The organism is Devosia sp. RR2S18, assembly GCF_030177755.1.
Classification (GTDB): Bacteria; Pseudomonadota; Alphaproteobacteria; order Rhizobiales; family Devosiaceae; genus Devosia; species Devosia rhizosphaerae.
This window is the reverse complement of record NZ_CP126539.1, coordinates 2,970,686-2,996,491: the sequence shown is the minus strand read 5'-3', so window position 1 is coordinate 2,996,491 and position 25,806 is coordinate 2,970,686. Positions and strand designations below refer to the sequence as shown.

Here is a 25,806-nt window from a genome sequence, read left to right as displayed (position 1 = left end):
CTTGGACTCTGATTGATCCCTGCCGATCACTGCGCGAAAGGAACGCTTGCAGTCAGAACATCGCCGGAATCGTTGAATTCCACTTCGAAGTTCACGGTGATTGCCGGCCCCTCCAAGATAATGACGGCGCCGACTTCGATGTCGTTGCCCGATTGGTCTCGGTCTTGCTTTCGAAGATCAAACACAACGTTTTCGCCACGTACGCGACCGACTGCCTGCCCGGTGAACTTGGCGTTGGAAGACATCGCAGCTTCGTATTGCTGCGCCTGATCATTGTAGGCGATGGTCCCACTGACCGACAGATTGCGGTTAAGCAGTGCGCACCGGCCGGCATAGTTGATCTTCAGCGCATTCCCCTTGGAAACGCTTAAGCGGCAGGTGAAGGTCTCAGGCTCATCGCCGCCGACCAGTAGCCCTGTGCCGCGCCAATCCCCGACGTAATTCGCCAGCCGATCGATTTCTGCTTGGCCGGCCTGCGCGGCTCCAGCGGCGAAGAAAGTGGTAGCCACGAGTGCTCCGGCCACGAAAGTACGAACAGGAAACCGCACGCTTGCCCCCAAACAGCGACCGCTGCCTTATGCATCGGCCGGTACAATCAATTCCACCAATGCGGCCCTGACCAGGAAGGTCACGAGCGCATAGATGCTCAACCGCTTCCTTATAGCCGGTTAGAGCTATGGGAAATAGTGAGACGCCCAATATTTGCCATGCAGCCTTACCACTTCTTTGAGAGCGGAGCTGATCGCGGTTAAGTGATGGCGGGGCCGAAGTGTTCACAATCTCTGGCCAAGCTGGTGTCTGCACACCGCTCTAGTATGTAGCTCGTCCTCCGGAAAGATCGAAGACCGACGCGGTTGTGAAGCTGTTCTCCTCAGAGACCAACCAGGCCACCATGCTGGCGGCTTCTTCGACTTCCAAAAAGCGTCCGCGCGGAATGCGACTCAACATGTAGTCGATGAACTCGGGCTTGAGTTCATCAAGAATGCCGGTCTTGGCGGTGGCCGGCGTGATAGCGTTGATCGCAATGTTGTGCCCAGCACATTCCTTGCCTACCGCTTTGGTCATGGCGATGACGCCAGCTTTTGCCGCCGCATAGGCAGCCGCGTTGGGGTTGCCCTCCTTTCCGGCAATGGAGGCGATGTTGACGATGCGGCCATAGTTGCGAGCCTTCATGCCGCGCAGAACTGCACGGTTCACATAAAAGGCGCCATTAAGGTCAACTGCGATGACACGCTGCCACTCGCTAAGATCATACTCATCGAGCGGCGCGTTCTTGCCCGCAATGCCTGCGGAGTGAACGAGGATGTCCAAACCGCCGAGTGTTTGTTCGATGTTCGCGGTGGCAGCCTCAACAGCGGAATAGTCAACAATGTCGACTACTTGACCGGAGGCTGCATCCCCTAGCTCGGATGTCGCCTTGGCGAGCATCTCGCCATTTATGTCCCACAAGCTCACGCGCGCGCCAGAAGCAATAAGACGGCGTGCAATCGCGTAACCTATGCCCTGGGCACCACCGGTCACCACAGCTATGCGCCCATCAAGATCGATCTTGTTCAATTGTGCCTCCCACTCGGCTTAGGAGTCGAGCAGTCAATACTATCCGGGTGCCACGGCATCAGCGCAAGCTTGCCGACTTCCAAATCAGGGCAACCCAATCTTTGCCTCTCACTGGCGATGGTGGCATAAGCCCATCAGCTTTGGTTTGGGATAAGTCCCACAAGAAAAGACGAGTGCATGTCGGTCACAGCTAGCCTCTCCGCGAGCCACCATGTCGAGTTAACGCCAGACTTCGACCTTAGCGCTCACAATACGCTTGGCCTTGAGGCGCGAGCCCGGTTCGGTGCGACCATCACAAATGCAAACGAAGCAGCACCGCTTCTGGAGGAGGCGCGCCGCCTCGACTTGCCGCTTCGCGTCCTTGGGGGCGGCAGTAACGTCGTGTTGCGCCCATTCTACGATGGTGTGGTGGCACGTATGTCGATCAAGGGCAGGGCGGTGGTGAGCCAAACCCCCAGTGAGACAGTGGTGGAGTTCGGGGCCGGAGAAGACTGGCACGAAGCGGTTTGCTGGACAGTCGCGCAAGGCTTGCCGGGCCTGGAAAATCTCGCAGGCATCCCGGGCACGATGGGCGCAGCCCCCGTGCAGAACATTGGCGCCTATGGTTGTGAGCTGGTGGACCGCTTCGTGTCCCTGGTGGCCTTCGATACATCCGAACAGGCGATGGTTACGTTTGACCGGGCCGCCTGCAATTTTTCCTATCGCCAGAGCGTCTTCAAAGGCACGCCGGGCCGTTTCATCGTAGTTTCTGTCAAGCTATCCCTACCGCGCGAGTGGCGTCCCAATCTGGCGTATCCCGGGCTAAATCAACTGCCCGAGGATGTTGATGCCGCCACGATCCTCGACACCGTGGTTGCCGTGAGGCAGAGCAAGCTGCCCGATTGGCGGCGGACAGGAAATGCTGGGTCGTTCTTCCACAATCCTATTGTCTCGGCCGACGTAGCCAACCAGCTGACAGCCAGCCACATCAATATGCCCCGTTATCCGCAGGCGGATGGCAGGGCGAAGCTGTCCGCCGCATGGTTGATCGAGCAAAGCGGCTTCAAAGGGTATCGATTGGGTGGCGCCGGCGTCTCTGAGCGCCATGCTCTGGTGCTGGTCAACAATGGTGGCGCTACGCAAGCGGAGATCGCCGAACTGGCGGAGCGCATTACCAGCGCAGTGCGCGATCGCTTTGGCGTTAGTCTAGTCCAGGAGCCGGAACTGATTTGAGCTTGCGGCCGATCGCGCGATCGCCGCACCACGGACAGCGGTCGATTGCGACCCCTTCGGATAGGGCAAAGAAGCCATCGCCCTGGACGGGCAGCAGGTAGAAGCGGTTAACTTGTTCTCCGCTGACCTCGATGATCTGGTCACTGACGAAAATGAGTCCCTCTTCTACCGCGCGAGCAAGCTCGCCGCAGCTGCATCGCGGGCGCTCCGCCCAGCGAAATGCTCCCCAGACGTCATCGGGGCTGACCTCAACTTGGGAACGGGCGGTCACCGGCCGGTCCCCAAAAGTTCGCGGAAGGTTATGGAGTAACGCATGTGCTCCACTGGCGGTATGGAGTGCTCCCACTCCGTTCGGGCGGGGCCAGAAAGCAGGTAGGCTGAACCGGGCTCCACTGTAAGCTTGGCTCGTTCCCACTTCGCACCGATTTTCCGACGCAAACGGAATTCGCAGCGCGACAGCAGCGAAACTCCGACAATCCTGCCGAACACCGCCTTATCACGGTGCCATCCAATAGGCGCGCCGGGCCCGTATTCGGTTACGAGCGCCTGCTGGAGTGCGCTGGAAGGAAGCCCTGCAAACCCTGCGGCGACTTCGCGGAGCGACAAGAGGAAGGCCGGCATCTCGTCCGTCGGCTCTAATCTCTCGCTGCTGAAGTCATATCGCCAGCCGAACGATACAACGCGGCGTTTACCTTCAAAGCCGTGGAAGTCGAAGGCTTTGAAGGGGAGGTAGGTCAGCGCCGCCAGCGCTTCAGCTTGCATGTTGGGGGTGACCACGTCCGGCTGATAACGGAAGCCGTGGGGCAGGCTTGGCTCAGGACCACCAAACAGATCGGTTTGCATTGGGGGAGGATGTCACCAACGGATGACTAGAACCTTCTCCGAACCACCGTCGAGATTGATGGCTTCCTTGCCATCGGCCTGAGAGCGCTCAGCCTTGGCTGAATCCACGTGCTCAATCTCGGCGACGTTGGCGGCGAAAGCTTCATCCACTTCTGCAACGCACACCAGCGTATCGGGCGGGAGGTCCTTCACTCGGGCCAGCAAGTCTCGAAGCTTCATGTTTGTATTCTCCTTCGAGAGCTAAAACTGAATGTGCTCTTGAAAGTTCCGCTGATCGGCCGGTACCGTCCAGGCCTCCGTTGCACAAATGATCTCGCCAGCAGGCGTGCGTTTCCACACAAGCTTAGTTCTGCCGCCTTCATCTGGCGCCCAGACTTCGGCACGATGCGCGGGGTCTTCAAAAATGCTGATGAGCTTTTGCGCGGAGTGGATTGCCACTTCCTTGCTTGCGCAAGGACCAAAGGCTTTCCCATCGCAATCAACCCACCATGCGTCACGGCAATGAAGAACAAGGTAGTAGCGGGTAGGCTCGACGGTGATCTTTGCCAGAGGATCAATGAAGTTCATGCGACAACTCCCAACGCCGATACGCAGCGCAACCCTTCTGAATTGCCCGGAGGCGCGATTGGTTCCTCTCCTTGATGGGCGGCAACTTTCCTTACTCGGTGCCCGGCGTTCTGAGCTTGAGTGCCGATTCTGGAAGTGGCACTCTACGGAACAAATGTTTCGCGAGGGCGCGTTAGAATGGTCAAGTTTGGTATTTTGGGAGCGGGGCGCATCGGCAAGGTGCATGCGCGGAATTTGCAGCAGTCGGGTCGGGCGCGGGTTGCGTATATCGCCGATGCGGTGCCGGAGGCTGCTTCAGCGCTCGCAGAGAGCGTGGGGGCTGAGGTGTCCTCGATCGAGGAGGTCCTGGCCTCCGATGTCGACGCCGTGCTCATCGCCACGCCGACCGATACCCATGCCGACATCATGGAGCAGGTGGCGCGGGCGGGCAAGGCGATCCTTTGCGAGAAGCCCGTGTCGTTGAGCGTGGAGCGGATCGAGCAGTGCCTGCCCGTGGTGGAGAAAGCTGGCGTGCCGCTGATGATCGGCTTTCACCGGCGCTATGACCCTAACTATGCGGCCTTGGCGAAGACACTGCGGGAGGGCTCAATTGGTGAGGTGGAGATGGTCACCATTATCGCGCGCGACCCGGCACCGCCGCCGGTCTCCTATATCGAGCGATCTGGCGGCATCTATCGGGATATGATGATCCACGATTTCGATATGGTGCGCTTCCTCTTGGGAGAAGAACCAGTGGTGGTACATGCGCTGGGAAGCGTGCTAACGGATCCGGCGATCAAGGGGGCTGGGGATGTGGACACGGCCGTCGTTCACATGCAAACCGCTTCGGGCAAGATCGCGGTCATCACCAACTCTCGCCGCGCTACTTACGGGCATGACCAGCGCATCGAAGTGCATGGATCCAAAGGAATGTTGCGCGCCAACAATGTGCACTTGACGACGGTGGAACGCGCCGATGAGCGGGGCTTCACCGCCGATCTGATCCCGTTCTCCTTTGTGGAGCGCTACCAGCAGGCCTATGCCAATGAGGTGAATGCCTTCCTCGATTTCCTCGAGAAGGGTGAAGCGCCGAGTGCTTCGGGCCATGATGGATTGATGGCGCAGAAGCTGGCGGAGGCAGCGGCGCGCTCGCTCCAAACGGGTGAAGCAGTGCGCATCTCCTGAAGCGCCGGCCCGGAAAATGCCATGAGAAGGAACGGTTCCTGAACGTGTTCTTTAGCGTCGAGGGATACTGCAACAGGCAAGAAACACCGGTTGCAGAAGCCACACAGGTACAAGCGTGCCACTCATGGTAAAGGGAATTGACATTCCAGCAGCAAGCTGAAAACCTCTTTTTATTCCATCAGGGCGAGGAGGGCCCGGGTGGAAGGGAGGATCGCTGGTATGCTGCTCGAGGCGCGTGGCATCTCGAAGTACTTTGGCGCCATCACTGCGCTGCATGACGTGAACTTTCACGTGGCGCCGGGAGAGGTGCTGGGCGTGGTCGGCGACAATGGCGCTGGCAAGTCCACCCTGATGAAGATCCTCTCGGGCCTGTTCGTACCCAGCGAGGGCGAGTTGACCTTCGACGGCAAGCGGGTAAGATTTTCGAGCCCCAAGGACGCTCAGCGCCTGGGCATCGAAATGGTGCACCAGGACTTCGCCCTGGCGGGCAACATGCCAATTTACGAGAACATCTATCTGGGGCGGGAGCCAGGCCGCAAGTTTGGTCCGCTGACCATCATCGATCATCAGCGGGCCCGGCACATGGCCGCCGAGCACCTCGAAAACCTCAAAATTCACGTCAAATCCATCGACCAGAACACCGAGGATCTCTCGGGCGGACAGCGCCAGGCGGTGGCGATCGCTCGCGCTACGGCTTTCGACGCCAAGCTCGTCATCATGGACGAGCCCACAGCAGCCCTTGCGATCAAGGAGGTGGGCAAGGTGCTTGACCTCATCCGCTCGCTTAAGGAGCACGGGGTGGCGGTGATCATCATCTCGCACCGCATGGACGACATCTTCTACTGCTGCGATCGCGTCATGGCGCTCTTTCAGGGGACCAATTTTGCTGAAGCCAAGCTGGAGCAGACCAGCCGCAACGAAGTGATCGGCTGGATCATGGGCACCAAGGGGCACACTGAAGCTTTAGCCCACGACAGGCTGCACTAAGGGATGGAAGCGGGGACGAACCAATGACTGAAGCCACCGCTCCCGTGCAGCGCAAATCCAATCCGACGCTCACCAAGTTTCTCGAGGGCTACGGCATCATCTTTGTCGTCATTGCTATGATGCTGGTGTTGGCAGCGATCAAGCCCGATGTGTTCCTCAGCTCGGTCAACCTAACCAACATTCTTAAGCAGAATGCCAGCCTCGCCCTATTGGCCCTAGGCATGTATGTGGTGATCGTCACGGCGGGCATAGACCTCTCCGTCGGATCGATCATGGCCCTGTCGATGGTGGCACTGGCGATCGCCAGCAAGGCAGGCATCCCCTGGCCTATCGTGCTGCTGATCGGTCCCGCAATCGGGCTAGCCGTCGGATTTGTGAACGGCATTGGCCTAACGGTGCTGAAGCTGCCGCACCCCTTCATCATGACCTTGGGCACCCTCAACGTCGCACGCGGGCTGACCTTTCTCATCTCCAATGGTGCGCCGGTATCCGGCCTGCAGGAGGAGGTCCGGTTCATCGGTCAGGCCTACTTCGGCTTTGGCCTTGCTCCCCCGGCGGGCCTGCCAGCCAGCCTCATCCTGGTGCTGGTCTGCGCGGTGAGCCTGTGGTTCTTCCTGCAAAGGACCAATATGGGCCGGCACATCTTCGCAATCGGCGGCAATCCCTACGCGGCGCGGGTGTCCGGCATCAATGTCGATCGCACTTTGGTGGTGGTCTACATGATCTCGGGCTTTTTCGCCGGGCTCTCGGGCCTGCTGCTGGCTGGCCGCACGGACTCTGGATTTCCCAATGCCGGTATCGGCATCGAACTGGATGCCATCGCAGCGGTAATCATCGGCGGTGCTTCCTTCTTCGGGGGGCGCGGCACGGTGATCGGTGTGCTCGCCGGTGTGCTGATCATGGGCATCCTGCGCAACGGGCTCAACATCAACAATGTCTCGGCGTTTTGGCAGCAGATCCTGATCGGGCTCGTCATCATCGTTGCGGTCTACATCGATGTGCTGCGGCGCAAAGCAGGCTCACGCAGCTAGAGGAGAGATAAGCCGCACGCACATGTCTCCGGCGCTGCGGTGAGGACGATCTGGAGACTGGGAGGATGTTGAAATGAAGAAGCTTTTGATGGCCGGCGTGGCAATCGCTACGGTGACGGCAATGACGAGCGGCGCCAATGCTGCCTATGTGCTGGCAATGAAGGGGCCGGGCGCCGGCAATCCCTTCTGGGCAGCGGTAGAAGAGGGCGCCAAGGCCAAGGGTGAGGAACTGGGGGTAGAAGTTGTGGTGGTGGCACCGCCCGCGGAGACGGACGTGCAGGCACAGATTACCCAGGTTGAGGACCTGCTCGCCCAAGGCATCGATGGCCTCGCCATTGCCCCAACCGATCCAAATGCCCTGGCCCCGGTGATCGAGGCCGCGCGTGAACAGGGCGTGCCCGTCGTCTTTGTTGATACCATGGGCTCCAATGAAGGTGTGACCTTTATCGGCACCGACAATGAGGCGGGTGCCGCACTGGCGGCGCAGTATATGTGCGACAATATCGAGGAGGGCGCCGACGTTGCCATCCTCCAGGGCGTGATGAGCCACTCGACCGCCCAGCTTCGCGCCAATGGTGCCAAGGCTGGCCTCGAGGCCTGCGGGCTCAATGTGGTGGCCGAGCAAACCGCCGAATGGGACCGTGCCAAGGGCCTCTCGGTCACCGAGAACATTCTTGCGGGTAACCCTAGCATTATGGGTATCTTCGGCTCCAACGACAACATGGCGCTAGGGGCGGTGGAAGCCCTCAAGGCTGCTGCCCGCGATGACGTGATGGTGGTGGGCTACGACGCCAATCCTGATGCCGCAGCCGCGGTTATCGCCGGCGACATGGCGGCTACGGTGGCGCAAGCTCCCGGCAATATGGGTGGCTTCGGCATCCAGGCGCTGGTGGACCTCAAGAACGGCGAAACCATCGACCCGGTGATCGACACCGGCACGGTTCTGGTGACATCCGAAAACGCGGCTGAATACCAGTAGGCTCTCGTCCTCCTGACGGGCCGCGCCCGGAGCGAAAGCTCCGGGCGCATTCATGTGGGACTGCAGGCAAGAAGCGGAGGATGAGGTGGACACAATCGGTGTGGGACTGATCGGCACCGGCTATATGGGCAAGTGCCACGCGCTGGCCTGGAATGGCGTGAGGGCAGTGTTCGGCGATGGACCAAAGGTCATGTTGCGCCACCTTGCCGAAGCCAATCCGGACCTTGCCGCGCAACGGGCCGCGGAATTCGGCTTCGAACACGCAACGGCGGACTGGCGCGACCTGCTTGCCGACCCCGAGGTGGCGGTGATCTCCATCACCACGCCCAATGCTTTTCACGCCGAAATGGCTATTGCAGCCCTCGAAGCGGGCAAGCACGTCTGGTGCGAAAAGCCCATGGCTGTGGTGCTGGAGGACGCCGAGCGCATGGCGGCGGTGGCCGCAGCGAGCGGTCGCGTCGCGGTGTTGGGTTACAACTACATCCAGAACCCGGTGGTCCGTCACATCGAGGGGCTGGTCAAAGACGGGATTATCGGCCGGGTGAACCATGTGCGGCTGGAGATGGACGAGGATTTTATGGCCGATCCCGAAGCTCCGTTCTACTGGAAGAGCGAACGGAGCTCCGGCTATGGAGCGCTTGACGACTTCGGCGTGCATCCCTTGAGCCTGCTGCAGACCTTGCTTGGACCTGTCGAGGCCGTGATGGCACAGCTCGCCAAGCCCCATGAGCAGCGACCGGTCACTGGCGGCGGGCAGCGCCCCGTCGAGACCTGGGATATCGCCTCCGTGCTGCTGCGGCTGCATGGCGGCGTGTCCGGGGTAATGGCGCTCAATCGATCAGCCTGGGGGCGCAAGGGCCGCATTGCGCTTCAGATCTTTGGCGACAAGGGGACCATTGCCTATGATCAGGAGCGGATGAACGAGTTCCAGCTCTTTGTGGCGGAGGGTCGCCCCTCTGAACAAGGTTTCCGCACTGTCCTGGCTGGACCACAGCATGCCCCCTATGACAGGTTCATCCCAGCGCCCGGGCATGGACTGGGCTTCAACGACCTCAAGCTGATCGAATGCCACGAAGTGCTGCGGGCCATTGGAGGCGAGGCGGCGCGGGTGATCGACTTCGGCCACGGGCTTCTGATCGAGCGTGCGGTACACGCCATGGCGCGCAGCCATGACGAGGGGCGCTGGGTCGAGCTCTAGATCGCCGCTTAGTGCCGAACGCGCGGGTCGGTTAGGCGGAGCAGTGTTTCGAGGGCGAGGCCATAGGCGAGATGGGCAATAAAGCCTCGTCCATGGGCCTGCCACGGATAGGCGTTCGGCTTGACCGCAAGCCCCATCAGCGGGTTCATAACCTCGTCGTGGCCCAGGAACATGGCCATGCCGAACAGCGCACCATGGCCAGCGCTGATCTGGGGAACGCTCTCCCGGAACCCGCCATAAAAGGCTGCGGGCACCACGCCGATGGCATAGTGCATGGCGAGACCCGCCGGGTTGTGATCTCTCGGCTCGAGGGTGACGCCGGCTCGACGGGCAATACGATCGGCAGCAACATGGGCCGGGTCCATGCCGCCGGGTCGCACGGTTTTGGTGCGCTCGCGAGCGGCTGCATCCTCATGCTCGTACGCAAACCAATCGACACGGTCCATGATCCAGACTGCCGCGAAGCCGGCGGCAGCGCCCATCAATGCGCCAGAGGCATCAAAGCCAGGAATGTTTGCGCTCATCTTGGGTCTCCTGTCACGCTGGAGCAATCGGGCGCGGCAGAGATTGTTCCCCTAAACAACACAGGCGCGAGTGAACCAAGGGGAGCTTTCGCGGTTGGTTGGAGAGGCGCAAGGAGGCAGAGCATGACCGTCTATATCTGGGAGATCATGGGGGAGGGCTGGTGCTGCGAGTTCTCCGATGGGCAGCGGCGCGGCCCCTTCGAAAGCCAGGAAGAGGCGCTGGCTGCCGCCCGACAACTGGGCCGCGAACGGGGTGGCGGCGAGCCCTCGATTATCCATGGACCTCCCGAAAAGCGACCCGACTAGAGCGATGGCGATCAACCAGGCTTGGATAGAAGCTGCGGAGGCGCAAGGGACGAGCGCCGAGACGGCGCTGGCCGCGTTCGACGCACTGCCCGCGTTCGCGCCCGAGGCTTTCACCGGCAGGTGGCGCGGCGCCGAGATTGCGACTGGCCATCCGCTTGACGGCGTGCTCACCGCTTACGGGTGGTATGGCAAGGAGGTGCGCGACAGCGAGAGCGTGTTGCCGCTTCTATTCCGGCACGGTTCGGAGGGGATCGTCGCGGTGGACCCGAAATGGCTAGACCCGGGCTTGGCTGCGCATATGCCGATGCGGCGCACTGGCGCGATGGCGACCGCCTTCAAGGCCGGCAAACACTTAATCCGGAACGACAAGCCCACGGCGCGCCTGCGCGCGGTGCTGCACCGCAGTGTCGTCAGCGCCGCCATCATCTACGATCGCCAGCCGATCAACGATGTGTTCCGCAGCGTCACCTCCGATCTTTTGCTGGGGCTGATGGACTGCCGCGGATTGCCGCCCTTCTTCTTCACCCTGCGGCGGGAGCCGGGCTGAGGGAAGTGGCCGGGGCTAGATGCCCAGCCGGTCCTTGAGCGCATACCACCATGAGCCCAGCGTCGAATATTGGGCGCGGAACATGCGGCCGCCGGGGAAGGGGATCCAGGGCAGGCTCGCAAAGGTGTCGAAGCGGGTGAGATCGCCGCGTACAGCCTCGGCGAGTATGCGGCCGAAGAGATGCGAGCCCGTTATGCCGTGCCCGCTATAGCCATGGGCGAAATAGACCCGGTTGCCCAGCCGGCCCAGTTGCGGCACCCGCGAGAAGGAGAGGGCGAAATTGCCGCTCCAGGCATAGTCGACCTTGGTGTCGCGCAATTGCGGGAACACCTTTTCCATGTTGGGCCGGAGCTTGGCGACGACATCGGCGGGATCGGTGCCGCCATAAACGACGCCGCCGCCGAAGATCAGCCGGTGATCGGCGCTGAGGCGAAAATAGTCTAGGATATAGCGGACATCCTCGACGCACAGGCCGGTGGGAAGGAGAGCGTGGGCGCGCTCCTCACCGAGCGGTTCGGTGGCCATCATCTGAGTAGAGACGGGCATGACGCGGGCGGTGAGTTCGGGCACGACATTGCCCAGATAGGCGTTGCCGCAGACGAGGACGGCGGGAGCGGTGACCGAACCGCTGGCCGTTTTTACCACGGCAGTGTCTGGACCCTGCGTGACGCCAGTGACCGGCGACTTCTCGTAGATCACCCCGCCAAGGCTTTCCAGCGCCTTGGCTTCGCCCAGAGCGAGGTTGAGCGGGTGCATGTGGCCGCCCGAATGGTCGATCATGCCCCCGACATAAACCGGGCTGTTTATATGTTCGCGGATGCGCTCGCGATCGAGCAGTTCGTGGCCGTCCATGCCGTGCTGCAGCCAGAGCATCTGCTTGGCTTCGAGGTCGCGCATGTGCTGGGCGGTGTAGGCGGCGTAGATGTTGCCGCGCCGCAGGTCGCACTCGATGCCGTAGCGATCGACCCAGTTATAGATGATGCCAGCGCCTTCCTGGAGGAGGCTGCCGACGAAACGGGCCGTGTCCTCGCCGTAGCGGCGGGTGACGGTTTCAAGGCTGGCGTTCAGCCCATTAACGACCTGACCGCCATTGCGGCCCGAGGCACCCCAGCCGACCAGAGCGCCCTCGACCACGACGACTTTGAAGCCCTTTTCGGCGAGGTGAATGGCCGCTGACAAGCCCGAATAGCCGGCACCCACGACACAGACGTCCGCCTGGACGTCACCCTGGAGTTTGACCGGTGTGCGGATAATGTTGCGCGAGGCCGCATAATAGCTCGGCGGGTAGGAACCGTCGCCAGCATAGTTGGGTTGGGCCATCACACAACCTCCAGATAAGCGCTGAATTCGAGATCGGTCACCTGCGAAGCAAAGCCGGCGATCTCCTGGCGCTTACAGGCGACAAACATCGATTGCAGCGTCGGGTCGAAGATGCGGGGGATGAGGTTGCCGTCCTCGAAGGCATTGACTGCCGAGGCCCAGTCGGCCGGCAGTTTGGGCAGGCGCTCGGAATAGGCGCGGCCGGAAAACGGCTTGGGCGGCTTCATTTCGTCCTCGATGCCGACGAGCGCCGCACCGAGAATGCCCGCGATGACGAGGTAGGGATTGGCATCAGCGCCTGCCACGCGGTGCTCGATACGGCGGGCCTTGTGATTGCCGCCGGGGATGCGCACCGCGGTCGTGCGGTTTTCATAGCCCCAGGACACGGCGCTGGGCGCATGGGTGTCGGGCCGTAGTCGCCGATAAGAGTTGAAGTGCGGGGCGAAAAGGAGGGTCGACTCGGCCATCCCTGCAAGGAGTCCGCCGACCGCGTGCATCATCACCTCCGAGCCCGACTCGGTGCCGTCGTCGAAAACATTGATGTCGGCGGCGTCGTTGACGCTGAAGTGGACATGGAAGCCGTTACCCGAACGCCCGCCATACGGCTTGGCCATGAAGGTGGCGACCAGCTTGTGCTTGCGCGCAACGCCCTTGACGATCCGCTTGAACAGCACCGCGTCGTCGCCCGCCTTGAGCGCATCGGTGTGCAGCAGGTTGATTTCGAACTGACCGATGCCGTTTTCGGCAATGGCGGTATCGGCGGGGACGCCCTGCTGCTCGCATTGCAGGTAGACGTCGCGGAAGAACTCGCCGAAATCCTCCAACTCGTCGAGCGACAGGATGGCGTCGGAATCGAGCCGCTTGCCGGTATAGGGCGAGATCGGCGGCACCGCTGAATCTGCCTCAGGATCGACAAGGTAGAACTCCAGCTCGGTGGCGACCACTGGGCGCAAGCCGTTCTCGGCATAGCGGCGAACGACATGGGCCAGCGCTTGCCGGGGGTCGGCCAGGAAAGGCGTGTTGATGTCCTGGAACAGCCAGAGCGGGATCATCGCGCTTGGGCGGGTTGTCCAGTTGATGGGCAAGGCGCCGCGCCCGGTGGGGCTGCAGATGCCGTCGGTGTCGCCGCCGGTATAGACCAGGGGATTGCCGACGATGTCTTCCCCCCAAACGTCCACCCCCACGATCGACAGGGGCATGCGGATGCCGTTCTCGCCGATGCGACGCGCCTGGTCGATGGGGATCCGCTTGCCACGCATGATGCCGTTGAGGTCGCAGACCGCCGTGTGCAGCACCTCGATTTGCGGGTTCTGCTCGAGCCAGGAGACGATGTCGGTGTTCGCAATCATGTCAGTGCTCATGACTGTCGGTCGTACGCTATGTATGTCATAGCGTTAGAGTAGCAGGTGCAAGCAGGCTGAGAACCCCTCAGCGTCAAATGAGTGAGCAAGCAATGGTAGAGCACAAGCCGGTCATCGGCGTAATTGCCTGCAATCGTCCGGTTGAAGGGGAGCCTGCCCAGGCTGTCAAGCACCGTTATCTTGAGGCGCTAGAGCAGTTTGCCGACTGTGTGCCGCTGGTCGTCCCTTCGAACCAGTCAGAAGGCCATGCAGCCAAAATCATCGCTCGGCTTGACGCCATACTGCTGACCGGCAGCAACTCTAACATCCATCCAAGCCGCTATGGTTCGGATCTGGCGGCGCAGGCGCCTCATGATGCGGGACGGGACCAGTTCGGCAGTGCGCTGATTCATGCAGCGATGACGGCAGCCAAGCCAGTCTTTGGCATCTGCCGCGGCTTGCAGGAGATCAACGTCGCCCTTGGGGGCTCGCTGCGGGACCTGCGGGCGGGAGCCGGCGCCGATGGGCACCACGCCCATGCCGATGCCGAACTTGCTGAGATGTTCGCCCATGACCATGACGTGGACGTCGCCACCGGGAGCATGCTGCAACGCTATGCAGGTGGTGACCGTTTGCGCGTCAACAGCGTCCACTTTCAGGTGGTTGATCGCCTGGGCCAAGGCCTCGTGGTGAATGCAAGAGGGCCCGATGGCGTGATCGAAGCCTTCTCCACCTCCCACACGCCGGCACCGGTTTTTGCGGTGCAGTGGCACCCCGAGTGGCGACCTGCGGAGCGCCCGCATGATCTCGCCTTCTGGCATTTCGTGGGGGAAACCGCGCGGGCGAGCTATATGCCTGCGCCCGGATCGGAGTTGACGACATGACAGACTTTGCAACGCGCCTCTTCATCGACGGGCAGTTCGTAGACGGGCAGGGCCCTGCGGAAACCGCTTATGAGCCGGCCCTGGGCAAGCCGCTCGCCGATGTGCCATCGGCAAGCCTGGATCAGGTGGACCAAGCAGTGCGTGCCGCCAATGGCGCCTACAAGGATTGGGCGAAGCGCCCGCCTAAGGAGCGGAGCCTTGCACTCTTGCGCATTGCCGATGCGATCGAGGCACGCGTGGACCAGCTGGCAGCCACCGAGTCGCGCAATGCCGGCAAGCCGCTGCGCTTCGTGCGGGGCGGCGAACTCGCCAATGTCGCCGATGTCTTTCGCTTCTTTGGCACCGCCGTACGTAACATGCCGGGACCGGCTTCGGGCAATTATCGGTCCTCCAAGATGACGAGCCTGATGCGGCGAGACCCGGTCGGCGTCGTCGCGCAGATCGCCCCCTGGAACTACCCGCTGCTCATGGCTGCCTGGAAGATCGCGCCCGCCATCGCCGCTGGCAATGCCGTGGTCATCAAGCCCTCGGAACTGACACCACTAAGCCTGCTCGCGCTCAGCGAGATTTTCGCCGAAGTGTTGCCCGCAGGCGTGGTCAACGTAGTCTGCGGCAATGGTCCGGACGTGGGCAATGCCTTGATCTCGCACGATCTGGTGCGGATGATTTCGCTGACAGGGGATGTTCGAACGGGGCGCGCCGTGCTGCAGGCAGCGGCGGGGCCGATGATCAAGCGCACTCATCTGGAACTGGGTGGCAAAGCGCCCGTCATCGTGTGCGAGGACGCCGATCTCGACAAGCTCGTGGACACGCTGCGCGAGGCTAGCTTCTACAATGCGGGGCAGGATTGCACCGCAGCCTGCCGGATTTTCGTCCATCAAAGCTTAGCGCAGAAGCTGACCGACAAACTCGAGACCATGATCACCTCGCTGGTTTACGGCCGGCCCGAACGCGACGATGTCGAATTCGGCCCAGTTATCAGTGCCCGACAACTGGAGCGAGTGGAGGGCTTTGTCAGCCGCGCTCGCGGTGAAGGCGCCGACGTCATCCAGGGCACGCCGGCTGACACAGAAGGCTTTTTCCATACGCCCACATTGGTTGCCGCGCCAATCACAGCGGAAATCGTGCAGAAGGAAGTCTTCGGTCCGGTGCTAAGCCTCACGCCCTTCAACGACGTGCAGGAGGCGGTCGACTGGGCGAACCAGTCGGAGTACGGGCTTGGATCCTCGGTGTGGTCCCGCCAGGCTGAGGTGGCGATGGAAATTGCCAATGCCCTCGAATATGGTGTCACCTGGATCAACACTCACGGGGTGATGGCGACCGAGATGCCACATGGCGGCATGAAGAATTCGGGCTATGGGTCCGATCTCTCCATGCAGTCGCTGCTTGACTACACCCAGGTGCGGCATTTGATGATCGGCTAAACCGATCTGGTGCTAGCGGGAATTTCCAAGGCGTGTGCCGCTGGCGATCACGGTACGTGCTGGTTGGAGTCCGTTCAGGTCACGCGGCGGCGGGAGACCGGGAGCGTGGTGCTCCCGGTCTGAGTTTTCAATGCTGGACGAGTGTTCCTGAAGCCGCGGCAGCAGGCAAGACGCTGAGCAGTTCAGCCTGCAGCACCGGCTTGCTGATGATCGGAGGCTCCGGGAAATTTTGCCGGAGCGCCACCGGATCGTTGCCCGTTGTGAAGGCAAACGGGATGGCGCGGTCGGCACAGGTTTGCGCGATGGAGGAAGCGTCGCCATCGCCGATCTCGAAATCGAGCAATGCGAAGTCCAGGCCATCGCCACCGGCGAGCGCAAGGCCATCCTCGACGGTACGGGCGGGGCCGACGACAAGATAGCCCAGGTCTTCGACCATTTCTTCCATGATAAGGGCGATGATCGGATCGTCTTCGACGATCAGAACGCGCGTAGCGTTATTGGCGGTCACACGGAGCCTCAAGAAGAGTTGTTAGGACTGGTGACGCTGGCCTTTCAATGCTGGGGAAGAAGGCAAGTTCCTGTCCTGGGTGTTCACAATTTTCCGGCGGATGCTTCAATGTGAAGGATCTCGAGCCGTAGGTGCAGGTCGCCATCGACCGCAGCTTGGGACTCGAGCAGACCCGTTATGCGGTGGAAGCGGTTCTCACCGACGACGGAGGTGGGCTTAGTGTCGACACGCTCAACACCATCCGTACCAGACGCTCGACCGCGGCTCGCTTTACCTCAGACAAAGCGAGAATGCCGTGTGTTTACTTCAGGATTGTCTGAGACCGTACGCGCACGGGGACTGGCGCAGGCCGGGCTCGGAGCAGCACTGGGGCGCTCAGCAGTGCTAGGAGCGATAGTGCCGGGTGAAGCAAAAGCAGCAGCAACGCGGCCCAAGCCAGGGCCACGATGGCGTAGTTCCGGAACCGATGGGTCTGTTGCAAGCTGGTAGCGGTGTCGCCGCGTTGCAGCGTTCCTGTGAAGAGCTCTTTCAGCGCCATTTTCGCTGCCTCCTGCCTCATCCGCAAAAATGCACCAAATCTGCTGCCGTTCCCTCTTCTCAAATAGGTGAATGCGACCCTCCGTATTCAGACCTCATTAACCATAACAATTAACGCTTGAAACCATCCCGCGCGGACGGCGGTTGCTCCTTGGTTGGATTTGCCGGGTTGTTGTGCATGGAAGTTCTTGCGTCCCTTCTTCTCGTCCTTCTCGGCTTTGTGATCTCCGTCATCTTGAGCCTTTTGGGCGCGCATCTGGCCGGAACCTGGGGTGCCGCGCTGGGCCTGATCCTGGGGGGCGCCATCGGCTTTCTCCTTGTCGTGCGTTTTGCGGGTCGGTAGCCGTGCGCGGAGCCATGCCCACACTGACCACAAGCTATGTTCACCCAGGGCTGGTCAGATGGTTAAAAGGGGCGTAGCGGCGACACTTTCTCAAACGGGCTCGTGCCGGAATTCTGAAGTGAAGCGACTGCTGCAAGTGGTACTGGCCACGCTCCTATCTTCTGCCAGCGCGATTGCAGCTCCTGCCACCTTCGAGTGGGAGTTGGGTCAATTGGGCCTGTCCGATGGCCTGCTGCTCTCCGATAGCGAGTCCAAGAGTGCGTTCCTGCCCATGCCGAGCCAGGCGACTATCCGCGACTTGCGTCTGACGGTGAATGGGCGCGCGGTGGCCCCCAATCTCGAGCGCGGCAGCCTCGTTGTCAGCATCAACGGGTTGCCCGTTGATGCCATACATCTGCTGCCGGGTGAACAGGCCGCCTCCCGTTTCGTGCTGGAGACGGTGCCGGAACCATTTCTGGCGGTTCCTGCGGGCCTGGAGGTTCGCTTCCGCGGGGATCTGGTTGCTCCCGCTGATGTCTGCACCGCAGAGATCGACCCGGCCAACAGCATCACCATCTTGCCAGCCAGCAGCATCGCTTATGCCGTGGAACTCAACGAGATCACCACGATTGCCGACGCGCTGTCCTTGATGCCGCAGGCGGGCGTAGTGGGTCTGCCCTCGCAGATGTCGGAGGCAGAAGCTGCTGCCGCGATCGAACTGGGCGTGATGCTGTTAACCCAGAACCGTGACTTCAGCCTCGCAACGGATACAGACGCCGTGGTGGCGCTGACAGTGGATGCGAACGCCAAGGGCGCCGAACTGGTGAATACGGGCGAGCAAGTGCGCATAGCCGTTGCACCGGGCGAAGGCACTCGTGCACTGGCACAACTCTGGCGCAGTGCCCCTGGTGTGTTGGCAAGCGCTGGCCGCGTGGCCACTGGCGAGCCGCCGGGTGCACGTCTGCCCGTGACAAATAGTCTGACGGTTTTTGAGAACCTGCCGCCCTCGCAAGGGATTCGCAGCCGCGGCGAGTTCAACCTCGACTTTCCCCTGGTCGGCGCAAGCGGGCGGCTGCCCAGCGAGGCGGTGCTGGAGCTGGCTGCAGCCCCCGATCGTTCGGGCGCACCGCCAATCGCCACCATTTACCTCAATGGGCAACTGCTGAGTGCCCAGCGGCTCGCCACTGGCCAGAACACGCTGCGCCTGACGCTGCCGCCCGACATGCTCGATTTCAGCAACAATCTTCGCGTCGTAGTGGACCGCGCCCTCGCCGCCCAATGTCAGCAGCAATCGGGTTACGCCGTCCAGATCCTGAGCGGCAGCGGCCTGCGCTACGACCGCAACAATGCCGACGGCTTCGCTGCTTTTGCTGGCCGGCTTGGTGGTGGCGTGCACATCGCCCTGCCGAAGACGCTGGCGGGCTCTCCAGACCTGCAAGCCTATCTGAGCTTGGCAGCGCGACTGTTGCATGGACTGGGCGTGTTGACGCCGCAGGTGGAGGTAAGTTTCGGTGCTGCAGAGACGAGCCTGCCTACTATCCGAATGGCCGGTGGTCCCATCTCGTCAATCCCTGTTGCGGATGGACAAGCGCCGCTGGACTTTTCGGCTGAAGCCGCCTTGGCCCGGGTAAACCTTGTGGCCGAGAGTGGCGTTGTCGAGGTCGTTCTGCCCGCCAATAGTCCCGTGCCGCAGCCGCGGGTCCTCGAATTCCGCAACGGAACGGTCGCGCTGGTCGGGGATGCCGGCGTGCTCTGGCAGGATGGCGCCACGCCAGACCGGCCACTTCTTGCCGAGGCACGCGACACCGGGCGCGAGCTCACCGGCTTTTTCCAACAATACGGGCTCTGGATCGCCGTGGGGCTCCTTGCCCTTATGCTGCTGATCCTTGCCGCGCGGCTGACGATCCGCAAAACGCTGGGGCAGCGTCCGCGGCAATGAGCCAGTTCATTTTCTATCTGGCCACCTACCAGCAAGTCATTGAGTTGCTTGCGGTGGCGGTGACCGTGCTGATCCTGCTGTCCAGCCTCGACGATCTGTTTGTCGACGCCTGGTATTGGAGCTACAGCTTTTATCGCTGGTTCTGGGCGCGGGCGATCTATCCGCGCCTCACCGCCGAACAGCTCGACGCCCGGCCCGAGCAGCCGATCGCGCTGATGGTTCCTGCCTGGCATGAAAGCGAGGTGATCGGCGCCATGCTCGCAGCGAGCAATCGCCTGATCCGGTATAGCAATTATCGGATTTTTGTCGGCGTCTACCAGAACGATCCCGACACAATCGCCGAGGTGCGGGCGGCAATGGAGCGGTTTCCCAACGTGCAAATGTCGGTGGTGCCGCGCGACGGCCCCACCAACAAGGCCGACTGCCTCAACGTCGTGTTGGGTGACATCTTCGCCTATGAGCGCAGCCAGAATACCCGCTTCGCGGGTGTAGCGCTGCATGACAGCGAGGATGTGATCCACCCTTACGAACTCAAGCTGTTCAACCATCTCCTTGGACGCATGGATTTGATCCAGCTGCCGGTCTACTCGTTTCCGCGAGGCATCGAGGAATTGGTTGCCGGCACCTATATGGATGAGTTCGCCGAGTGGCACTCCAAGGACCTGGTGGTACGAGAAAGCATGACCGGAGTGGTGCCTTGCGCGGGCGTCTCCGCCTGCTTCAGCCGTCGTGCCATCGATGCTCTGCGCGCTGAGCGGGCAGGGGAGGTGTTCTCCACCACCAGCCTTACGGAGGACTACGACATCGCGTTCCGTCTCGCCGCCATGGGCATGCGTGAAATTTTCGTCAAATTTCCCATCGGCATCACCGTCGACCAGCGCGGTCATGCAGGTGCGGCGCGCGGGCGACTTGAATGGCTACCGGTGGCGACGCGTGAGTACTTTCCATCCGACTTTCGCGCCGCCTATCGCCAGCGCGCCCGCTGGTTGCTCGGCATTGCGTTCCAGGGTTGGTCCCAGCATGGTTGGGAAGGGTCGCTGGGTCACAAGTACTTTCTGCTCCGCGACCGGAAGGGGCTGATCACCGCGCCGGCTGCCATCATCGCCTATTACGTGATGCTCAACTTCTTGGCGCTGAACATCGTGTTCTCGCTTGTTCCTCCGACCGACCGGCCGCCGTTCCTGCTGCTTAACGCTGATGCCTACGCCGTGCTGCTCATGACCAATCTGGTTTTGCTGGGCAACAGACTGCTGCAGCGCTCCATCTTCACCGCGCGCCTCTATGGCCCGCTGCAAGGGATGATGGCTGGCCCCCGCATGGTTGTTTCGAACCTCTTGAATTTCTTCGCCCTCGCTCGTGCGATATCGGTGTTCGCGCGCCACAAACTGACCGGCGCGCCTATTGTCTGGGATAAGACCACCCATTCCTATCCAACCGGCTAAGCTGTAGGGCTGGGGAGCGCTTGGAGGAGCGATATTGCGGCAATGGTGGGGGCCGGCATCCGATCGGCCCTACGGGCGTTCACCCACCAACAGACCAGGTAAAGGAAGCAACTCTGATGCAGCAGGCAGAGATCATCGAGACGCTCGGCGTCGCCGCTAACTTCAATGCGGAAAAGGAGGCGAGACGGCGGATCGACTTCCTCAAGTCCTATCTGAAGGCTTCAGGGATGAAGGCCTATGTGTTGGGTATCAGCGGTGGCGTGGATTCGACCACGGCGGGCCTGATCGCACAAAAAGCGGTTCAGGAGATGCGGGAAGAAGGACATGCAGCACAATTCGTGGCCGTGCGTCTTCCCTATGGCAAACAGGCCGACGAAGCCGACGCCCAGGCCGCACTCGAAACGATAAAGCCTGACGCCGTTCATACGGTCGACATCAAACCGGCGGCAGACGCGATGTGGGAGCAGGTCAGAGCTTCTGGCTTCGTCCCCGCTAGCCCAGCACAAGAGGACTTTGTCCTTGGGAACGTAAAGGCGCGACAACGCATGATCGCCCAGTATGCCTTGGCGGGCGGCCTGCAGGGTCTGGTGATTGGCACCGACCATGCGGCCGAAGCGCTCATGGGTTTCTTCACCAAGTTTGGTGATGGAGCCGCTGACGTCCTTCCCCTCTCGGGCTTGAACAAGCGCCGCGTCCGGGCCGTTGCAGGTGTTTTGGGCGCACCCAAGCATCTCGTGGAAAAGGTGCCGACTGCTGACCTGGAAGACAGCGCCCCTCTTCGTCCCGACGAAGAGGCCTTCGGCACTACCTACGAGCAGATCGATGATTTTCTCGAAGGCAAGCAGATCGACACCGAAGCCGAACAGATCATCATGCGCTTCTACCGCAACTCCAGCCACAAGCGCGCGCTGCCCGTCGCACCATCACCATAGCCGATCACTGGATTGCGTGATGTGTCAGGGGCCTGGGGGCCCTGACACTGCCGACCGCCTGAGGCGTTGCTGCTTCGAACAGTGCAATCGGGGGAATACGCTCGGGTACTATAAGTGATGGCACCGCGCGGTGTGACCCGCCCCAACCGGTGTCGCTGATGGCATGATCTGTTTGCAGATGTCTGTTGCGCGCAGGCAGCGGGAGACGAAAGGACAGCCGCGGCTATCTCGGGTCCACAAGGGAATGTCTGTGGCGCGACGCCCCGGAACGGCGGCAATCTTGCGGTGCGGGTTAGGCACCGCTTCGATCAGCAGTTGCGTGTATGGATGCCGCGGATTGTCGGTAATCTCCTGGCTGGGGCCTTGCTCAACCACATGCCCGGCATACATGACCGCCGTATCCTCGGCGAAGTATCGCGCCGTTGCGATGTCGTGAGTGATGTAGAGCGCTGCCAATCGCCTGTCCTGCTTGAGATCTTCCAGCAGGTTGAGGATGCCCAGACGGACAGACACGTCGAGCATCGAGGTCGGCTCGTCGGCGAGCAGCACTTGAGGACGGACCGAGAGAGCGCGAGCGATGGCGACGCGCTGGCGCTGACCGCCGGAGAGCTCATGCGGGCGGCGCTTGAGGTAGTCGACGGCAGGGCGAAGCCCCACACTGTCGAGCAGATCGAGCATTTCGGCGGCGATCGCCTTGCCCTTTAGATCCGGGCGATGGAGTCGCAGCGGGCGCTCGAGGTGATAGCCGATCGACTGTGTGGGGTTGAGAGAGCCGAAGGGGTCCTGAAAAACCATCTGCACTTCGGAGCGGTAGCGTTGGAGGCGCGCACCCTTGAAGGTGCTGATGTCTTCGCCATGGAAACGGATCGCGCCGCTGGTCGGCTCGTAGGCGCGGGCGAGCATGCGGGCGCAGGTGGACTTTCCCGAGCCTGACTCCCCCACAAGCGCTAGTGCCCGGCCGCGGGTGAGTTTGAGCGAAATGCCGGAGAGGGCCTGGAGATGGGTCTGGTTCAGAAAGGCGCCGCCAAGGAGGAAGTCCTTGTCGACATCGTCCATCTCGATAACGGTTTCGCCGACAAGGCTCTCGGCAGCAGTGCCGGAGGTGTCTAGTTCAGCAAGTGACATGCGGCCTGGCTCCGGTTCTCGGGATAGTAACGCAGGGCGGGATCATCAACCCGGCAAATGTCCATGGCGTGCGGGCAGCGCGGGGCGAAGCGGCAGCCTTGCGGCAGGAAACGAAGGTCGGGGGGCGTACCCGGGATCCCTTCCATGCGGGCGCGTGGGCCGGTGAGCGGCGGGAAGCTGTTGCCGAGTGCGCGCGTATAGGGATGCAATGCATTCTGGAGGATGGCTTCGGAAGGAGCGATCTCGACCAGTTGACCGGAATACATGACCCCGATGCGGTCGCAGAACTCGATCATCAGGCCAAGATCGTGGGTGATGAAGAGCACTGAGAAACCAAGGCGAGACTTGAGTTCAACGATCTGCTCGATGATGTCGCGCTGCACCACCACGTCGAGTGCGGTGGTCGGCTCGTCCATGATGATAAGGCGTGGGTTGAGCGCCAGAGCGATTGCTATGCAGATGCGCTGGCGCATGCCACCGGAGAACTGATGTGAGTAATCGTCGAGGCGCTTGGAAGGAATGCCGACAAGCTCGAAGAGTTCGATGGAGCGGGTCCGGGCACCCTCTTTGCCAAGTTCGGGTTGATGGGTCTGGATCACGTCCATGATCTGCTCGGACACCGGAATGACCGGGTTAAGCGCGTTCATCGCCGACTGAAAGACGAAGCTGACCTCGTTCCAGCGATAGGCCTTGAGGCGCGCTTTGTCGAACTTGAGCACATCCTCTCCGTTGAGGCGCACCTCTCCCCCGGAGACCAGGCCCGGCAAACGGGTCAGCCGCGCCAGGGCGAAGGCGACAGTGGACTTGCCGCAGCCGCTCTCACCAGCCAGGCCAAAGGCCTCGCCTTCCTTGATGTCGAAGTCGATCCCGTTGACGGCGCGAGCGACAGAATGTTCGCCGACATAATCGACGGTCAGGTTGCGAACTTCGATCAGGACGCGATCAGAAGACATCGGCGCTTCTCCCCCTGCGGCTGAGATACCGCTTGATGCGGCCGATGCCGCGTGATGCCTTGAGTTGCGGATTGGTGATTTCGTCCACCGCGAAATTGATCATGACGAGGGCGGCGCCAGTGAGCATGATGGCAATGGCCGGTGGCCAGATTTCCCACCAGGCGCCGCTTTGAAGCGCCATGTTGTTCTGCGCCCAGTAGAGCATGGTGCCCCAGGTAACGGCATTGGGGTCGCCCAGGCCGATGAAGCTGAGGGCGGCTTCGGCAAGGATTGCGGCAATGGTGCCCAGCACCAGCCCGCCCATGAAGAAGCTCAACATATTGGGGAAGATCTCCTTGAGGATGATCCGCCACTTCTTTTCGCCCATGAGTTCGGCGGAGAGGACAAATTCCCGCGTCCGCAGTGACAAGGTCTGGGTGCGGATGGTCCGCGCGGACCAGCCCCAACCGGTCAGCGCCAGCACGATGCCGATGACGAGGGGGCCCGCACTTTCGACCAGGCTCGCGATGACGATGATGAGTGGCAGCCCGGGCAAGACCAGGACCACATTGACAAAGAAGGTCAGGATGTCATCGGTCCGGCCGCCAAAATAGCCGGCGGAGATACCGATCGCCAAACCGATCAGGGCAGAGGCCAATCCTGCGCCGAAGCCCACCGCGAGGCTAATACGTCCGCCATAGGCGACCTGGGTAAACACGTCCTTGCCCATGCGGGTGGTACCCAGAACATGCTCGTAGCTGGGCCTCACGTGTGGCTTACCGGCGCGGCGGTGGGGATTGTACTCGCTGAAAATCGGCACCAGGATCGAAAACAGGACCATGCCAAGCAGGATGACGATGCCCACCATCCCCTTTGGATTAGTCACGAAGGCCGCCATGGATGGCGGTAAACGGCTGGTCCAGCCCGGTCGAGACTTGATGCGCAACTCGCGCATGAGTTCGGCCTGGCTGGGGGCAGCGCTGGCAATGGCTGCCTCGTCAAGTCGATCCAGTAGCGGAACTGAAGCGGTGTGGATGATGTCAGCCATGGGTCAGCCCTTTCGCAGCCGCGGGTCGAGAACGACATTGGCGATGTCGGACAGAAGGTTTGCCACGAGAACCGACATGGTCAGCAGCAACAGCTGCGCCTGTATGAAGGAGTAGTCGCGGCTTTCGATGGCGGTGACGGTGAACTTGCCCAGCCCCGGATAGTTGAACACCTGCTCAGTCACCAAGGCTCCGCCCAGCAGGAACCCGACGGACAGCGCCAGGGAGGTGATCTGCGGCATGATGGCGTTGCGGGCCACATAGCGGTAGCGCACGCGTCGATCACTCAGTCCCTTGGCGCGCGCCAGGATCACGAAGTCCTCGTTGAGGAGGTTGATCATCACGTTGCGCATGCCTAGGTGCCAGCCACCGAAGCTGACGATCAGTATCGACAGAACCGGCAAAGTTGCATGGTAGAGGACGCTTCCGATGAATTGCAGGTCAAGAGCGGGTGCAAGACCGGTGGCATGTGCGCGCCCTAGGGGGAACCATTTGAGCTCCAACGAAAAGGCATAAAAGAGCAGCAGCGCCACCACGGCAGGCGTGAAAGCGTTGAGGATGACATTAAGCGGCGTAAACAGGCTGTCGAAAAAGCCGCCCCGGTTCCAGGCGGCATGAATGCCCATCATGGTGCCGATGACAAAGGCGAGGGCAATGGAGATGCCAACCAGTACCAGGGTCCATGTCGCGCCGTAAAACAGCAGCGACGAGGTGGGTTCGGGAAACTGGACGGTCGATATACCGAAATCGAAGCGCAACACCTGAGCGACGTAGCCGATATATTGCTCCCAAAGCGAGCCGCTGGCGCCGTATGAAGCCCGAATGGCCTCGACTTGAGCTTCGTTCAAGCGCCCTTGGAAGGAGGCGATGATGCGCGCTGACGGATCGCCCGGCATGACGCGCGGAATAAAGAAATTGAGCGTGACCGCCAGAAAAAACGCCGCCAGATAGAAAGCGAGACGCCGCAGAATATAGGTCATTTCGGTCCTCCGGAAAGGAAAGCCCAGTCACCCGCCCGGCTGACAGACCTCTCCTTAGAGGGAAGGTCGCTATTGGGCTGGCAGACAATCACCCCTCACGTGCGGGGAGATCACCGCAGAGCAGCGGGTGAGGGCCTTGAACTTGACCAGCGGCTGGGAG

General features: G+C 61.5%; 28 protein-coding genes. 14 read left to right on the top strand and 14 right to left on the bottom strand.

Features of this window, described 5'->3' with window-relative positions; genetic code table 11:
• Nucleotides 1-26: 26 nt before the first annotated feature.
• Together QOV41_RS14775 and QOV41_RS14770 are read right to left on the bottom strand one after the other, a co-directional pair.
• Nucleotides 27-509, bottom strand: coding sequence for a hypothetical protein (locus QOV41_RS14775; protein ID WP_284577549.1), 483 nt, complete (start codon nt 507-509; stop codon nt 27-29).
• A 301-nt stretch (nt 510-810) separates the two neighbouring features.
• A complete protein-coding gene (locus QOV41_RS14770) occupies nt 811-1,557 on the bottom strand; it encodes an SDR family NAD(P)-dependent oxidoreductase (RefSeq protein ID WP_284577547.1) in 747 nt (248 codons plus the stop codon).
• A gap of 177 nt (nt 1,558-1,734) precedes the next feature.
• On the opposite strand from QOV41_RS14770, the gene murB reads away from it, so the two are divergent.
• Nucleotides 1,735-2,769, top strand: a complete 1,035-nt coding sequence (gene murB, locus QOV41_RS14765; protein ID WP_284577545.1) for a UDP-N-acetylmuramate dehydrogenase — start codon at nt 1,735-1,737, stop codon at nt 2,767-2,769.
• Here the strand turns inward: murB and QOV41_RS14760 are convergent.
• Genes QOV41_RS14760 through QOV41_RS14745 form a run of 4 tightly spaced genes read right to left on the bottom strand, consistent with a single transcriptional unit; the run spans nt 2,738 to nt 4,179 of the window.
• Nucleotides 2,738-3,040: a hypothetical protein gene (locus tag QOV41_RS14760; RefSeq protein WP_284577543.1), complete on the bottom strand. Its 303-nt coding sequence runs from the start codon at nt 3,038-3,040 to the stop codon at nt 2,738-2,740. The genes murB and QOV41_RS14760 overlap by 32 nt on opposite strands.
• Nucleotides 3,037-3,612 carry an alpha-ketoglutarate-dependent dioxygenase AlkB gene (locus tag QOV41_RS14755; protein WP_284577542.1) on the bottom strand — a complete coding sequence of 192 codons (576 nt, stop codon included), beginning with the start codon at nt 3,610-3,612 and terminating at the stop codon, nt 3,037-3,039. The genes QOV41_RS14760 and QOV41_RS14755 overlap by 4 nt, the downstream gene beginning before the upstream one ends.
• A gap of 12 nt (nt 3,613-3,624) precedes the next feature.
• On the bottom strand, nt 3,625-3,831 hold the full coding sequence (locus tag QOV41_RS14750; protein ID WP_284577541.1) for a sugar phosphorylase: 207 nt from the start codon (nt 3,829-3,831) through the stop codon (nt 3,625-3,627).
• A 21-nt stretch (nt 3,832-3,852) separates the two neighbouring features.
• Nucleotides 3,853-4,179 carry a hypothetical protein gene (locus QOV41_RS14745; protein ID WP_284577540.1) on the bottom strand — a complete coding sequence of 109 codons (327 nt, stop codon included), beginning with the start codon at nt 4,177-4,179 and terminating at the stop codon, nt 3,853-3,855.
• A gap of 177 nt (nt 4,180-4,356) precedes the next feature.
• Here QOV41_RS14745 and iolG point away from each other — a divergent pair, with 177 nt between their 5' ends.
• The 5 genes from iolG to QOV41_RS14720 all read left to right on the top strand — a co-directional run bounded on the left by iolG (nt 4,357) and on the right by QOV41_RS14720 (nt 9,538).
• Complete coding sequence (gene iolG, locus QOV41_RS14740; protein ID WP_284577538.1) at nt 4,357-5,343, top strand: inositol 2-dehydrogenase; 987 nt, start codon at nt 4,357-4,359, stop codon at nt 5,341-5,343.
• A 219-nt stretch (nt 5,344-5,562) separates the two neighbouring features.
• The gene (locus QOV41_RS14735; RefSeq protein ID WP_284581342.1) at nt 5,563-6,330 is read left to right on the top strand and encodes an ATP-binding cassette domain-containing protein; all 768 of its coding nucleotides are present in this window, start codon (nt 5,563-5,565) and stop codon (nt 6,328-6,330) included.
• A 23-nt stretch (nt 6,331-6,353) separates the two neighbouring features.
• The gene (locus QOV41_RS14730; RefSeq protein WP_284577537.1) at nt 6,354-7,361 is read left to right on the top strand and encodes an ABC transporter permease; all 1,008 of its coding nucleotides are present in this window, start codon (nt 6,354-6,356) and stop codon (nt 7,359-7,361) included.
• A gap of 73 nt (nt 7,362-7,434) precedes the next feature.
• Complete coding sequence (locus QOV41_RS14725; RefSeq protein WP_284577536.1) at nt 7,435-8,340, top strand: sugar ABC transporter substrate-binding protein; 906 nt, start codon at nt 7,435-7,437, stop codon at nt 8,338-8,340.
• Nucleotides 8,341-8,425: 85 nt separating this feature from the next.
• Nucleotides 8,426-9,538, top strand: a complete 1,113-nt coding sequence (locus QOV41_RS14720; RefSeq protein WP_284577534.1) for a Gfo/Idh/MocA family protein — start codon at nt 8,426-8,428, stop codon at nt 9,536-9,538.
• 8 nt (nt 9,539-9,546) lie between these two features.
• Here QOV41_RS14720 and QOV41_RS14715 read toward each other — a convergent pair whose 3' ends face one another.
• Entirely contained in the window at nt 9,547-10,062 is a 516-nt protein-coding gene (locus QOV41_RS14715) for a DUF1440 domain-containing protein (protein WP_284577533.1), read from the bottom strand.
• 123 nt (nt 10,063-10,185) lie between these two features.
• Here QOV41_RS14715 and QOV41_RS14710 point away from each other — a divergent pair, with 123 nt between their 5' ends.
• Together QOV41_RS14710 and QOV41_RS14705 are read left to right on the top strand one after the other, a co-directional pair.
• On the top strand, nt 10,186-10,368 hold the full coding sequence (locus QOV41_RS14710) for a DUF2188 domain-containing protein (RefSeq protein WP_284577532.1): 183 nt from the start codon (nt 10,186-10,188) through the stop codon (nt 10,366-10,368).
• A gap of 4 nt (nt 10,369-10,372) precedes the next feature.
• Nucleotides 10,373-10,915: a DUF4334 domain-containing protein gene (locus QOV41_RS14705; RefSeq protein WP_284577530.1), complete on the top strand. Its 543-nt coding sequence runs from the start codon at nt 10,373-10,375 to the stop codon at nt 10,913-10,915.
• Between the two features lie 15 nt (nt 10,916-10,930).
• Here the strand turns inward: QOV41_RS14705 and QOV41_RS14700 are convergent, their stop codons facing one another.
• Together QOV41_RS14700 and QOV41_RS14695 are read right to left on the bottom strand one after the other, a co-directional pair.
• Nucleotides 10,931-12,235, bottom strand: a complete 1,305-nt coding sequence (locus tag QOV41_RS14700) for an NAD(P)/FAD-dependent oxidoreductase (protein ID WP_415926722.1) — start codon at nt 12,233-12,235, stop codon at nt 10,931-10,933.
• Complete coding sequence (locus QOV41_RS14695; RefSeq protein ID WP_284577526.1) at nt 12,235-13,596, bottom strand: glutamine synthetase family protein; 1,362 nt, start codon at nt 13,594-13,596, stop codon at nt 12,235-12,237. The genes QOV41_RS14700 and QOV41_RS14695 overlap by 1 nt, the downstream gene beginning before the upstream one ends.
• Nucleotides 13,597-13,673: 77 nt before the next feature.
• Here QOV41_RS14695 and QOV41_RS14690 point away from each other — a divergent pair, with 77 nt between their 5' ends.
• Nucleotides 13,674-14,459: a gamma-glutamyl-gamma-aminobutyrate hydrolase family protein gene (locus tag QOV41_RS14690; RefSeq protein WP_284577525.1), complete on the top strand. Its 786-nt coding sequence runs from the start codon at nt 13,674-13,676 to the stop codon at nt 14,457-14,459.
• On the top strand, nt 14,456-15,883 hold the full coding sequence (locus tag QOV41_RS14685; RefSeq protein WP_284577524.1) for an aminobutyraldehyde dehydrogenase: 1,428 nt from the start codon (nt 14,456-14,458) through the stop codon (nt 15,881-15,883). The genes QOV41_RS14690 and QOV41_RS14685 overlap by 4 nt, the downstream gene beginning before the upstream one ends.
• A 127-nt stretch (nt 15,884-16,010) precedes the next feature.
• Here the strand turns inward: QOV41_RS14685 and QOV41_RS14680 are convergent, their stop codons facing one another.
• The gene (locus QOV41_RS14680; protein ID WP_284577523.1) at nt 16,011-16,391 is read right to left on the bottom strand and encodes a response regulator; all 381 of its coding nucleotides are present in this window, start codon (nt 16,389-16,391) and stop codon (nt 16,011-16,013) included.
• 715 nt (nt 16,392-17,106) lie between these two features.
• Here QOV41_RS14680 and QOV41_RS14675 point away from each other — a divergent pair.
• From QOV41_RS14675 to nadE, 4 genes are all read left to right on the top strand, one after another.
• The gene (locus QOV41_RS14675; RefSeq protein ID WP_284577522.1) at nt 17,107-17,271 is read left to right on the top strand and encodes a hypothetical protein; all 165 of its coding nucleotides are present in this window, start codon (nt 17,107-17,109) and stop codon (nt 17,269-17,271) included.
• A 118-nt stretch (nt 17,272-17,389) separates the two neighbouring features.
• A complete protein-coding gene (locus QOV41_RS14670; protein ID WP_284577520.1) occupies nt 17,390-19,189 on the top strand; it encodes a hypothetical protein in 1,800 nt (599 codons plus the stop codon).
• Entirely contained in the window at nt 19,186-20,631 is a 1,446-nt protein-coding gene (locus QOV41_RS14665) for a glycosyl transferase family protein (RefSeq protein WP_284577519.1), read from the top strand. Before QOV41_RS14670 ends, QOV41_RS14665 begins: the two co-directional genes overlap by 4 nt.
• 116 nt (nt 20,632-20,747) lie before the next feature.
• Entirely contained in the window at nt 20,748-21,563 is an 816-nt protein-coding gene (gene nadE / locus QOV41_RS14660; RefSeq protein WP_284577517.1) for an ammonia-dependent NAD(+) synthetase, read from the top strand.
• Between the two features lie 108 nt (nt 21,564-21,671).
• On the opposite strand, the gene QOV41_RS14655 is transcribed toward nadE, so the two are convergent.
• The 4 genes from QOV41_RS14655 to QOV41_RS14640 are packed head-to-tail and all read right to left on the bottom strand — an operon-like array spanning nt 21,672 to nt 25,646.
• On the bottom strand, nt 21,672-22,688 hold the full coding sequence (locus tag QOV41_RS14655) for an ABC transporter ATP-binding protein (RefSeq protein WP_284577516.1): 1,017 nt from the start codon (nt 22,686-22,688) through the stop codon (nt 21,672-21,674).
• Nucleotides 22,670-23,641, bottom strand: a complete 972-nt coding sequence (locus tag QOV41_RS14650; protein ID WP_284577514.1) for an ABC transporter ATP-binding protein — start codon at nt 23,639-23,641, stop codon at nt 22,670-22,672. Before QOV41_RS14650 ends, QOV41_RS14655 begins: the two co-directional genes overlap by 19 nt.
• Nucleotides 23,631-24,668, bottom strand: coding sequence for an ABC transporter permease (locus QOV41_RS14645; RefSeq protein WP_284577512.1), 1,038 nt, complete (start codon nt 24,666-24,668; stop codon nt 23,631-23,633). Before QOV41_RS14645 ends, QOV41_RS14650 begins: the two co-directional genes overlap by 11 nt.
• A 3-nt stretch (nt 24,669-24,671) precedes the next feature.
• Nucleotides 24,672-25,646 carry an ABC transporter permease gene (locus QOV41_RS14640; RefSeq protein ID WP_284577510.1) on the bottom strand — a complete coding sequence of 325 codons (975 nt, stop codon included), beginning with the start codon at nt 25,644-25,646 and terminating at the stop codon, nt 24,672-24,674.
• Between the last annotated feature and the right edge of the window lie 160 nt (nt 25,647-25,806).